The 11,489-nt window shown below is 32.9% G+C and carries 9 protein-coding genes; 8 read left to right on the top strand and 1 reads right to left on the bottom strand.

The features are described 5' to 3' along the window. Positions 1-4 precede the first annotated feature (4 nt). The 8 genes from JNUCC83_RS04195 to xylA all read left to right on the top strand — a co-directional run bounded on the left by JNUCC83_RS04195 (position 5) and on the right by xylA (position 10,104). A complete protein-coding gene (locus tag JNUCC83_RS04195) occupies positions 5-1,414 on the top strand; it encodes a glycoside hydrolase family 1 protein (RefSeq protein WP_454460972.1) in 1,410 nt (469 codons plus the stop codon). 158 nt (positions 1,415-1,572) lie between these two features. After that, positions 1,573-2,700 carry a GTPase gene (locus JNUCC83_RS04190; RefSeq protein ID WP_454460971.1) on the top strand — a complete coding sequence of 376 codons (1,128 nt, stop codon included), beginning with the start codon at positions 1,573-1,575 and terminating at the stop codon, positions 2,698-2,700. A gap of 150 nt (positions 2,701-2,850) precedes the next feature. Continuing rightward, positions 2,851-3,246, top strand: coding sequence for a DUF805 domain-containing protein (locus JNUCC83_RS04185; protein WP_454460970.1), 396 nt, complete (start codon positions 2,851-2,853; stop codon positions 3,244-3,246). Between the two features lie 185 nt (positions 3,247-3,431). Further along, positions 3,432-5,084, top strand: coding sequence for a glycoside hydrolase family 43 protein (locus JNUCC83_RS04180; protein WP_454460969.1), 1,653 nt, complete (start codon positions 3,432-3,434; stop codon positions 5,082-5,084). Positions 5,085-5,107: 23 nt separating this feature from the next. Then, on the top strand, positions 5,108-6,013 hold the full coding sequence (locus JNUCC83_RS04175; protein WP_454460968.1) for an AraC family transcriptional regulator: 906 nt from the start codon (positions 5,108-5,110) through the stop codon (positions 6,011-6,013). Positions 6,014-6,035: 22 nt separating this feature from the next. Further along, positions 6,036-7,271 (top strand): MFS transporter, encoded by a 1,236-nt coding sequence (locus JNUCC83_RS04170; RefSeq protein WP_454460967.1) that lies wholly within the window; start codon positions 6,036-6,038, stop codon positions 7,269-7,271. An 18-nt stretch (positions 7,272-7,289) separates the two neighbouring features. Next, positions 7,290-8,804: a xylulokinase gene (gene xylB / locus JNUCC83_RS04165; protein ID WP_454460966.1), complete on the top strand. Its 1,515-nt coding sequence runs from the start codon at positions 7,290-7,292 to the stop codon at positions 8,802-8,804. Continuing rightward, on the top strand, positions 8,797-10,104 hold the full coding sequence (xylA, locus tag JNUCC83_RS04160; RefSeq protein ID WP_454460965.1) for a xylose isomerase: 1,308 nt from the start codon (positions 8,797-8,799) through the stop codon (positions 10,102-10,104). The genes xylB and xylA overlap by 8 nt, the downstream gene beginning before the upstream one ends. A 45-nt stretch (positions 10,105-10,149) precedes the next feature. On the opposite strand, the gene JNUCC83_RS04155 is transcribed toward xylA, so the two are convergent. Further along, complete coding sequence (locus JNUCC83_RS04155) at positions 10,150-11,373, bottom strand: GNAT family N-acetyltransferase (RefSeq protein WP_454460964.1); 1,224 nt, start codon at positions 11,371-11,373, stop codon at positions 10,150-10,152. Between the last annotated feature and the right edge of the window lie 116 nt (positions 11,374-11,489).

Here is an 11,489-nt window from a genome sequence, read left to right as displayed (position 1 = left end):
TAAGATGAATTTTCCAAAAAATTTTTTATGGGGCGGTGCAATAGCTGCCAATCAAGCAGAAGGAGCTTATAATGAGGGAGGAAAGGGCTTATCTGTTCAAGATGTTACACGAAAAGGTTGGCAAGAGCCACCACAAGAATTTCCAACTGAAGATAACTTAAAGTTAAAAGGGATAGATTTTTATCATAGATATAAAGAAGATATTAAGCTATTTGCTGAGATGGGTTTTAAAGTTTTTAGACTCTCTATTTCTTGGCCTAGAATATTTCCAAATGGTGATGAAAGTACCCCAAATGAGGAAGGGCTAAAGTTTTATGATGATGTATTTGATGAATGTTTAAAATATGGTATTGAGCCTCTTGTCACCTTGTCTCATTACGAAACGCCACTTCATCTAACTCGAGAGTATGATGGATGGAAAAATCGAAAAGTAATTGATTTTTTTGAAAAATATGTAGAAGTGGTTTTTAAACGTTATAAAAATAAAGTGAAATATTGGCTAACATTTAATGAAATTAATTCTATTACTCATGTGCCCTTTTTGAGCGGAGGAATCAATACACCTATAGAAGAATTAACAAAAGAAGATATCTATCAAGCGATTCATCATGAATTAGTTGCTAGTTCTCGTGCTGTAAAAAAATGTCATGAGATTATACCAGATGCTCAAATTGGTTGTATGATTTTAGGTGTCCCTATTTACCCATTAACACCTAACCCAGCTGATGTTTGGAAATCTGTTGAGTCAGAAAGAGAAAACTATTATTTCTCTGATATTCAAGTGAGAGGGTATTACCCAAGTTATACGAAACGATTCTTTAAAGAAAATAATATTAATTTAACTATCACTGAACAAGACAAAGAAGATTTAAAAAATACGGTTGATTTTGTGTCATTTAGTTATTATATGAGTGCCTGTGCTTCAGCAGACCCTACAAAAAAACATGGTAAAGGAAATATTATTGGTGGGGTTCCAAATCCATATTTAGATGCTAGTGAATGGGGTTGGCAAATTGATCCACTTGGCTTAAGAATCTATTTAAATCAATTATATGATAGATATCAAAAACCTGTTTTTATTGTTGAAAATGGTTTAGGTGCCATTGACGAATTAGTCACGTTAGATGATGGGACAAAAACAGTTATTGATGATTATAGAATTAATTACATGAATGATCATCTTGTTGAAGTAAGTGAAGCGATAGAAGATGGTGTTGAAGTTATTGGATATACTTCTTGGGGCTGTATAGATTTAGTCAGTTTTACAACTGCTGAAATTCGTAAACGTTATGGCTTTATTTATGTAGATAGGAACGATGATGGAAGTGGCACAATGACGAGATATAAAAAGAAGAGTTTTAATTGGTACAAAGATGTTATTGCTACAAATGGAGAATCTCTAGAACAAAAATAATATAGAAAGCCGTGTCTCGATAGATGCGGTTTTTTAGTATCCATAGTTAGTTTAAATATACTTAAAATAAACTCTGTATTATAATAAACGTGTATTGTTCAACAGTGATAACATCTTTTTTAGATTTAAAATATTGTTTGATAAAAAGGAGGGGCATTATGAATCAAGATGATTATAAAAAATATGTTGAAGAGACGTTTAATAATGTAAAAAAAGAAAATAAAGAGTTGAAAAATGTTAATTTACTCATTGCTGGAAAAAGTGGTGTTGGAAAATCGACATTGATTAACACAGTTTTTGGGGAAGAACTTGTCAAAACAGGTGTGGGAAAACCAGTTACCGATAGCATAGATTTAATCGAACAAAAGGGATTTCCAGTTCGAATATACGACACTGTTGGATTTGAAATTAACTCCATGGGATTTGATTTTAAAAACGTCGTGAAATCATTAAAGCGCCATCCTATTCAACAATTAATTAAAAAAGTTCAGTTTACTGAAACCATGGATGATGATATTCATGTCGTTTGGTATGTCATTTCAGGCTCTGGTTCGAGAATTGAAGAGGCTGAAATTTCATTTATCAAATGGTTGGTTGAACAAAAGTTACCTGTAATTATTGTCCTGACCAAATGTTTTGATATAAATGAAGCCACTTTATTAAAAAATGAAATAGAACAAATGATTGATTTAGCTAATGATGTCGTGTTGGTATTGGCTAAAGCAACAGAATATCAAGCAATTTTTGGTATTGAAGAATTAATAGATACAACTGTTACAGTATTACCAGAAGGGTTACAAACATCATTTATCCACTCACAGGAAGCTTCTATAAAAGTAAAACATGATCAAGCTGTAAAAGTCGTCACAGCAACAATGGCAGCTAACTTTACTACTGGATTTAGTCCTATAATTGGCACTGATTCAGTTGTTATGGCAGCAAGTCAAACAGCAATGATGACAAAAATCACATCAATATATGGGATTGACGTCGATAAACAAAAAATTGAAACAGCGTTAGCAAGTATGTTAGGTGTTTATACTGCGATTGTTTCTGGGAAATCGATTGCTGGTGGTATTGCAAAACTCGTTCCTGGAGTTGGAACCATTGGTGGAGGGTTGATATCAGGTGGGGTAGGCATGGTCATCACTGGTGCTTTAGGTTATGCTTACATCGAATTAATGGAGCTTGTTCTTAAGGGACAAGTGGACTTAAGTACGATGACTCCTGATGCACTAACCGATTTATTATTAGAGCTATTACCAAAATATTTACCAAAACATTAGAAATTTTTTTCTTGTGATAAAAATTATAGCTGATATTCCAAATAGCCAACTTTTAAAAAACATCTGTTATATATAATTTTTATCCATTAAGCAGACAAATATTTGACTATTATTCGGTTTTCTTTACAATGTTTCTTAGGAGGCGATATGATGTTTGAAGCTTATAGAGAATATTGGCGTAACATTACAGTGATGAATGCATCATCGACACGGGCTCAATATTGGTGGCCACAAGTTGTCAATTACTTTGTATTAGCTCTATACACTAGTTTGACAGGAGCTTATAAGTACATTGACTTTATGTCAGATGGCACAAAGGTGATTAAAGAATGGAATTTGGTAACCATCATATTTATTGGCTTAACCTTTTTAATTTGGTTAGCTAATTTTACTGTCAGAGCAAGAAGACTTCATGACAGAGACCATAGCAACTGGTGGATTTTATTTTATCTTTTACCGGCAATTGGAAATATTATTATCTTAATTACGTTGATTTTACCAAGTAAACAGTCAACAAGATGGCCAGTGAATCAATCAGAAATATAAAATTATTATAAAAAATAAGACAAAGATTTTACCAAATTTATGGTGCTATCCTTGTCTTATTTTTTATTACCTACTGTTTAAAAATACGAAAAATGGTAAAAATACTCTTTTTTTAGATATGTTAAAACGCTTTCTTGAACTGTATTCTTAGATTATGGCAAACATAAAAGAAAGAAGGAATTTATATGATGATACAAAACCCTATTATACCTGGTATGGCTCCAGACCCATCTATAATAAGAGTAGAAGACACATACTATATTGCTACTTCAACATTTCATTGGAACCCAGCGATTCAATTATTTGAATCAAAAGATTTAAGCCACTGGAAATTAATAGACTATGTATTAAAGGAAGACGAAATTGATTTACGTGGAACAAATACACCTGCAGGAATTTGGGCTCCGCATTTATCATATGATGAGCGGACAAAAACATATTGGTTAGCGTACTCTCACATGTTAAACATGGCTGGTAGAGAATTTAACTCAGACTCTTATCTTATGTCTTCAGATTCTATATATGGACCTTGGAGTAAACCATTATTTATTACAGCTATTGGATTTGATCCAGCAATTTTTCATGATGATGATGGCAAACATTATGTCACTATTTTAGAATGGGAAACACGAGAAGGATATCAAGCTCCAGGACATATTGTTATTGCTGAAATTGATCTTGAAACTGGGGATTTGTTGACTGAATGGCATAGAGTTACTCATGGATTTACTACTAGGGGATGCGCTGAAGCGCCACAAATTTACAAACGTAATGGATGGTACTACTTAATATTAGCAGCTGGAGGAACAGGTTATGGCCATGGTGTTGAAATCGGAAGATCAAAGAAAATTTTTGGACCGTATGAACCTCATCCATCTAATGAACCTATCATCACCTCTTCTCCTAAGCATTTGTTTTCTTTAGGTGATCCCGATGCTGGACATTTTGAAATGTACAATCCAAAATCGATGATGCAAAAAGCTGGCCATGGATCATTAGTTGAAACAGAAGATGGTGATTTCTATATAGCTCATTTGATGTCAAGGCCACTTCCTAATACACTTTTAAATCCATTGGGAAGAGAAGCAAGTTTACAAAAAATGAGATGGACCAGTGATGATTGGTTGGAACTTGATAGTGGAAATAATCTTGCCTTAATGCAAGTAGGCAAAAGTAAACAACAAAATAATGCAGAGAATAAGGAATTTGATATTTATGATGATTTTGAACACGAAAAATATGATAGGGCCTTTATGACACCATACAGAAGACAAGAAAATAATTGGGCGAACACTACTACAAGAAAAGGTTATCTCAGAATTAAAGGGGAAAACTCTTTCTTTTCTCAAAATAATCCAGCAATTCTCGGAACTAGAGCTACCAATTTTAAATATGATCTTATGACAAAAGTTGAATTCCATCCAGTACATTATTCACAAACAGCAGGTGTAGGACTTTATTATGATTCAAATAATTGGGTTTATCTGCACCTTACATATTCTGAAGAATCAAATACTCCCATTTTAACTATACTACAAGCTAAGTTAGGAGAAAGAATTGAATTCCCATACAATAAAATTAGTCAGTCAACAGGAATATGTGAATTAAAAATATGTTATGACTTCGGGAAAGCCAACTTTTATTATAAAAATAACGATACCTGGTTAATTCTTTGTGAGGGTGTTGATGTGAGTTACTTATCTGACGAAGGTGTGAATGGTGCTCCTGGAGAAATAGGTGGTTTTACTGGATTATTTAACTTTATAGGTTCAGTCGATGCGTACCAACATGAGTCATTTGCAGATTTTAGTTATTATCGTGTAGTATCAAGAGAATAAAAAGAATAAGGAGATTGGGAGTTATGAATAAAAAACCTATTTGGTTAGAGTCAATCGTAAATTTACCTGACATAGATATAAATATAAAATCATTTGGTGGTCATAAGCAAGAGGTTACATATCCTTGGTCCGTGGAAACTGAAACACATTTTGTTTTTGAAATTATGTTAATCATTAGTGGGCAGCAAAAAACTACTTTTGAGGGATTTACAACTTACTCAAGCGAAAACTCAATCATGCTAATTCCACCAGGTATGGCACATACTAATTCGTGTGAATCTAAAAATGGGTTGTCTTATTTTTGCTTACATTTTGATATAAGTGACCCAAGTATTCAACAAGCATTATTGATGTACTGCCCAATCTCTTTGGATAAAAATAATAAATATTTTGAAGATATTAAGAATGTGCTATATAACTATGTTTTTTTGTTAGAAAGACAGGAATTTAACTTACAGGATAAACTTTATGTTGAGAAACAATTGATTGAATTAATTCTTTCTTTAGTTAATTATGCTGATTGTGAAGAAAAAAATGAAAATGTTTCTAATGGTACAGCCTTAGTTTTAGCTAAACAAATAGGAAATTGTATTCAAAGTAATTTTAGAAAATTTACTGAAGCTCCTACTGATGAAAATCGCTATTTATTATCAATTCCTTACGTAGCTAAGGAACTAGGTATGAGTGAGAGCATGATGTTAAAAGAATTTAAAAAAGTCTATTTTATCAGTCCAAAAAACTATTTGGATAAATTACGATTTAATGAAGCAAGGTTTTTATTGCAACAGCCTAAGCTCAGCATAAATGAAATATCAGAAATTGTAGGATATCAAAATGTATCACATTTTTCTCGTCAATTTAAAAAATGGAGTGGTTATTCTCCTAATAAATATAAGAGAGAACTGTTTAATAATTTTAAATGTAAATAATGAGATGTGAGGAGTGGTTAAAATGAGTCAAGAAATACCTTTGAAAAGATTGGTTCCAGGATTAATTATAGGTCCTGCGTCGTGGTTAGGTCCTTATATAGCAGCTTCAAGCTTATTTTTGCCAGCAATTATTCAAGAAATTGATGCCAATAAAAAAATTGAATTAGTTGCGTTGTTTGCAACATGTGGAATGATAGTTGCAGCACTTTCCAATATGATAGCAGGTTTTTTATCCGACAGAACAAGAAGTCGATTTGGTAAAAGAACACCGTGGATTATGATTGGTTCCACTGGTTTTATGTTTGCGATGATACTAGCTTCACAGGCTACTAACATACCATTTTTATTAGTATCATGGATGCTTGGGCAAATTTCTCTTAATTTTATAGTAGCTCCAATGGTTGCATGGATAGATATGGCTCCAGAAGAAAGTCAAGGTACAGCTTCTAGTGCTTATGGTGGTTTAGGTATGGCACTTGGTAATAACGGTTTTACAATATTTGCTGCTATGTTTTTAGGACAATTTAGACTAGGCTTTATTGTATTCGGTATCATTACGTTTATTGGGACACTAATTGCGGTGTTAATTGTACGGGAACCATCCAATAAAGATGATGAAGTTGACCTTCCTAAAAAGGAATCCAAACAAAGTTTTAAGGATTCAATCGCAATTTTTCCATCATGGAAGATAGGTAGAGATTATTATTTAGCTTTAATCGGAAAGATATTTCAAGGTATCGGTAATTTTGCAATTACGGGGTATTTATTATTTATACTAACTGATTTCATGGGGAAAAATACTAGCCAAGCTCAACATTCGATTCAAATTTTAAATACGATTATGTTGATTTTTGGAATAGCTATGGGTTTATTTGCTGGTCCGATTTCTGATAAGTTTAAACTATTAAAACTACCAGTTGCGTTATCAACTATATTAATCGGAATTGGAGCACTAAGTATTTTCTTTTTACAAAATGATCTTTCAATCATTATATATGGATTTATGGCTGGTTTAGGAATGGGTATTTGGAATTCTTTAGATAATTTATTGAACTTAAGAGTTATCCCTGATAAAGAAAGAGTTGCATTTTTTTTAGGAGTTTATAATTTGGGAAATACTGTTACTCAAGCTATAGCCCCTGTTATTGCAGCTTTTGTTATCTCTGTATTTGATTTTTCCATGATTTTTATAGTGTCATTCATCTGTTCAATGATTGGTGGAATTTCAATATTAAAAATTAAATCTGTTGATAAGTAACCAAAGGAGGAATATAAAATGTCTTACGTTTTGGGAATAGATTTAGGCACTGGTTCACTCAAAGGTATCTTAATAGATAAATTAGGCAAAATAGAATGTGAAGCGACGTCTACTTACAAAACATATACGGAAAATAACGGAAAAAGCGAACAAAATCCATCAGATTGGATTCAGGCACTTGAAAAAGTATTTGAGGATTTACTTATTAAATGTCCTTCGATGAGTGAAGAGTTAGAGGGAATTAGCTTTTCTGGCCAAATGCATTCACTGGTTTTATTGGATAAAGATAATCAAATCATTCGACCAAGTATTTTATGGAATGATTGCCGAACAACTAAACAATGTAAAGAATTAAATACAACGTTCGTTGATAAATTAATAAATATTACCGAAAATAGAGCTTTAGAAGGATTTACTTTACCCAAAATACTATGGCTACAAGAAAATGAACCAGAAAATTGGAAAAAAGTCTCTAAAATACTATTGCCAAAAGATTATTTATCATTTTATTTAACAGGGAATTTATATACTGACTTTTCTGATGCATCAGGTACACTATTACTTGATGTGGACAAAAAAGATTGGTCAATAAGTATACTGGACGAATTTAATATTAATATAAATCAATTACCTAAAATAAAAAAATCAGATGATATTGTTGGTTCTATTAATCTATCTTTTATTGAAAAGTATAACCTTAAACACTCAGTAAAAATAATTACAGGTGGAGCTGATAATGCCTGTGCTGCATTGGCGTGCGGAGTCGTTGATAAATCTGATGCTCTACTATCTATTGGAACAAGTGGTGTTTTTTTAACAAGTGATACACAAAAAGATCCGACAGGTTCAATTCACTCGTTTTATCATGTGCTTAGTGACAAAAAATATAGTATGGGAGTGACCCTGTCGGCAGGTAAATCACTTTCCTGGTTTCAGCATACATTTGCATCGAATAAACAGATAAAAGATTTAATTGAAGATATCGAAGTGATAAAAGAAGGAGCAGATGGTTTATTGTTTTCACCCTATATTATGGGAGAAAGAACGCCATACAATGACGGTGAAATTAAGGGAAGTTTTATTGGTATTGATGCATCACACACCATGGCACACTTTACTAGAGCTGTGATTGAAGGAATTACTTTTAGTTTAAAAGAGGTTAAGGATGAAGTGGAAGAACAAACAAATCAGCATTATACTCGGATTATTTCAACTGGCGGAGGAGCGAAAAGTGAACAATGGTTACAGATTCAAGCCAATATTTTAAATGCAACAATTATAACAATTGATAATGAGCAAGGACCTGGAGTTGGAGCTGCAATGCTTGCAGCTAAAGGATTAAAATGGTTTAAAACTGATGAGGAACTTTTATCGGTTTTTGTAAATTATAAAAAGAAGTATTATCCAGAAAGTGAAGTAATAAAATCCTACCAATTAATTTACCAACTATATAAACAAATATATCCATCAACGAGAAAATTGTGTCATGAATTAATGACCATTAATAAAGAAGAGGAGAGAAAAAATGATTAATTACTTTAATATGAATCCGATAAAATTTGAAGGAAAAGATACTAATAATAAATTTGCTTTTCGTCATTACAATCCAGAAGAAGTAATCAATGGGGATACAATGCGACACAATATGAGATTTGCTTTAGCATATTGGCATACAATGACTCAGGATGGATCAGACCCTTTTGGACAAAGTGTTAATAGACGGAATTGGTTTGGAGATACACCAATGGAGACAGCGCTAAATCGTGTAGATGCATTTTTTGAGCTATGTGACATCTTAGGTGTACGTTATTTCTGTTTTCATGATATTGATGTTGCTCCAGAAGGTGATAGTTTACAAGAGTTTTTTGAAAATTTAGACACAGTGACTGATAAAATAAAAGAAAAAATGAATCAAACAGGAATTAAGCTTTTATGGAATACAGCTAATATGTTTTCGAATTCTAAATATAATAATGGAGCTGGTTCGACAAATGATGCGAATGTTTACGCTCATGCTGCAGCACAAGTAAAAAAAGGCCTTGATATTTCTAAAAAACTTGATGGAGAAAATTTTGTTTTTTGGGGCGGTCGTGAAGGATATGAAACACTATTAAATACAGACATATCATTTGAACAAGATAATATTGCGAGATTATTCAATATGGCAGTTGATTACTCAAAAAAAATTGGTCACAAGCCACAATTTCTTATTGAACCTAAGCCGAAAGAGCCATCTACTCACCAGTACGATTTTGATGCTGCTACAACTATGGCTTTCATCCAAAAATATGGTTTGGAAAATGATTTTAAACTAAATCTAGAAGCTAATCACGCAACATTAGCAGGACATACATTTGAGCATGAAATTGCTATTGCAAGAAGTTATAACTCATTAGGATCTTTAGATGCTAATCAAGGCGATCCTTTATTAGGATGGGATACTGATGAATTTCCAACCGATTTACGTAATGTTACCCTTGCTATGTATGAGGTTGTTGAAAATGGAGGAATTGCACCAGGAGGGATAAACTTTGATGCGAAGGTTAGGCGTTCGTCCATGGAAATGGAAGATTTAGTCTTAGCTCATATAGCTGGAATGGATACATATGCTAGAGCATATAAAAATGCTGTTCGATTAAAACAGAATAAATTTTTTGACCGCATTAAACAGGAAAAATATGCTTCATTTCAAAGTAGTATAGGGAAAAAAATAATTTCTAATCAAGAAACATTAGAAAGTCTATCAGAATATGCATTGTCCATCGAATCTCCAAAACTAGAATCTAGTCATATTGAATATATAAAATCAATTTTAAATGATTATATTTATTAATTTATATAAAACAATCCCACTAATTCGTGAATTAGTGGGATTTTATCAGAAATAATCACTAAAGTATGCTTCTTGGTCTGGAATAATTCTCTCTAACGTTCTAAGTGTTTCTTTATCCGTTTTTAATCGTTCGATACGGTACAGATAAGACGGACGTTTGTAGCTCATAAGTAATGCTGTCAGTGTTTGGATATCAATAAACACTGGGTTGCCAATGACTTCATTTGTTACGGTCAACTCATTGTCCTCATCCCACATCAAACTAAAGGTATTATTATTCCATTCAGCAATAGGATCTGTCACAACAAAATGGAAAGGTTTACCAGTGGTGATAAATGGATACTGCTTGATAAATTGTTCTACGTCGACAATTCGTGCCATAAAATAAGGCTCAATCGATTCTTTGATTTCACTATCTTCAAATAAAAAAGCGATAGGTTCATTTTTATAGGTGGTACCATCGACATAATCAATCATCGAAAAATGAGCCGACACAAAATTCCAAAGGCCTTTTCTAGCTTCTTGGTTTAAATAAAACATCTCTTTGATGTGAAATACTTCTTCCGCTATCCAGTAAAAGCACACCCCGCAAGGCTCACCATCGGCACTGTAATAGATGGCGGCTGTTCGTTCTTCTTCATTTTCCCAACGCCAGTATTCTTCCCAGTTTAAGTCTGAGCGAATCATTGCCCCATGATTTTGTTCGGCAAAAGCTTCATAGACTTTAAACACATCTTCATGATCGATGTCTTCACGTTCGACATAGCCTGGTACATCAGCAGGTTTTGGTAATTGTGTGTCTTTGATTTGAAACGAAATTTTATCAGACATAATCTCCCAACCCTTGCGACGATAGTAGGGAATATTATAGGGATAAAGGTAAGAAATCCATTGTTTATTCTCACGCATTTTGTTTAAACCTAATTTGATTAAATCACTCATTAATCCCATATTAGTGTATTCTGGATACGTCCCAACACCTGTCAATCCAGCCATATCATACACAGTATCATGGATATTTACCTCACAAGGATAAATCGCCAACTGTGAGATTAATTCATCATCTTGTGTGAACCAACCGTAAACATCCGCTTCCCTTAAAACTGGACGCTTGGCACGGATAATTTCTGATTCATCTTCGTAGCCACTTTCTTCAATATCCGAGTCAGTGACTTGAAACACATAGCGAAGCAATTCATTAAACTGTTTCAAATATTTTAGTTCGACTTTCTTTAATGTTAAGTCCTTATGTGCATCTTTTGATTCCATATATCTTTCTCCTAAAGTTTTATACTGTTTATTATATCAAACATATTTTGAAAATACTTTAAAAACACTCAAAAGATTGGTATAATTGAAAATGCTGATTAATAGAAAGTAGGAGA

The sequence above is a fragment of the Vagococcus sp. JNUCC 83 genome, from assembly GCF_053667615.1.
Note: the sequence above shows the minus strand (reverse complement) of the source record. Positions and strands in the feature narration are given on the sequence as shown.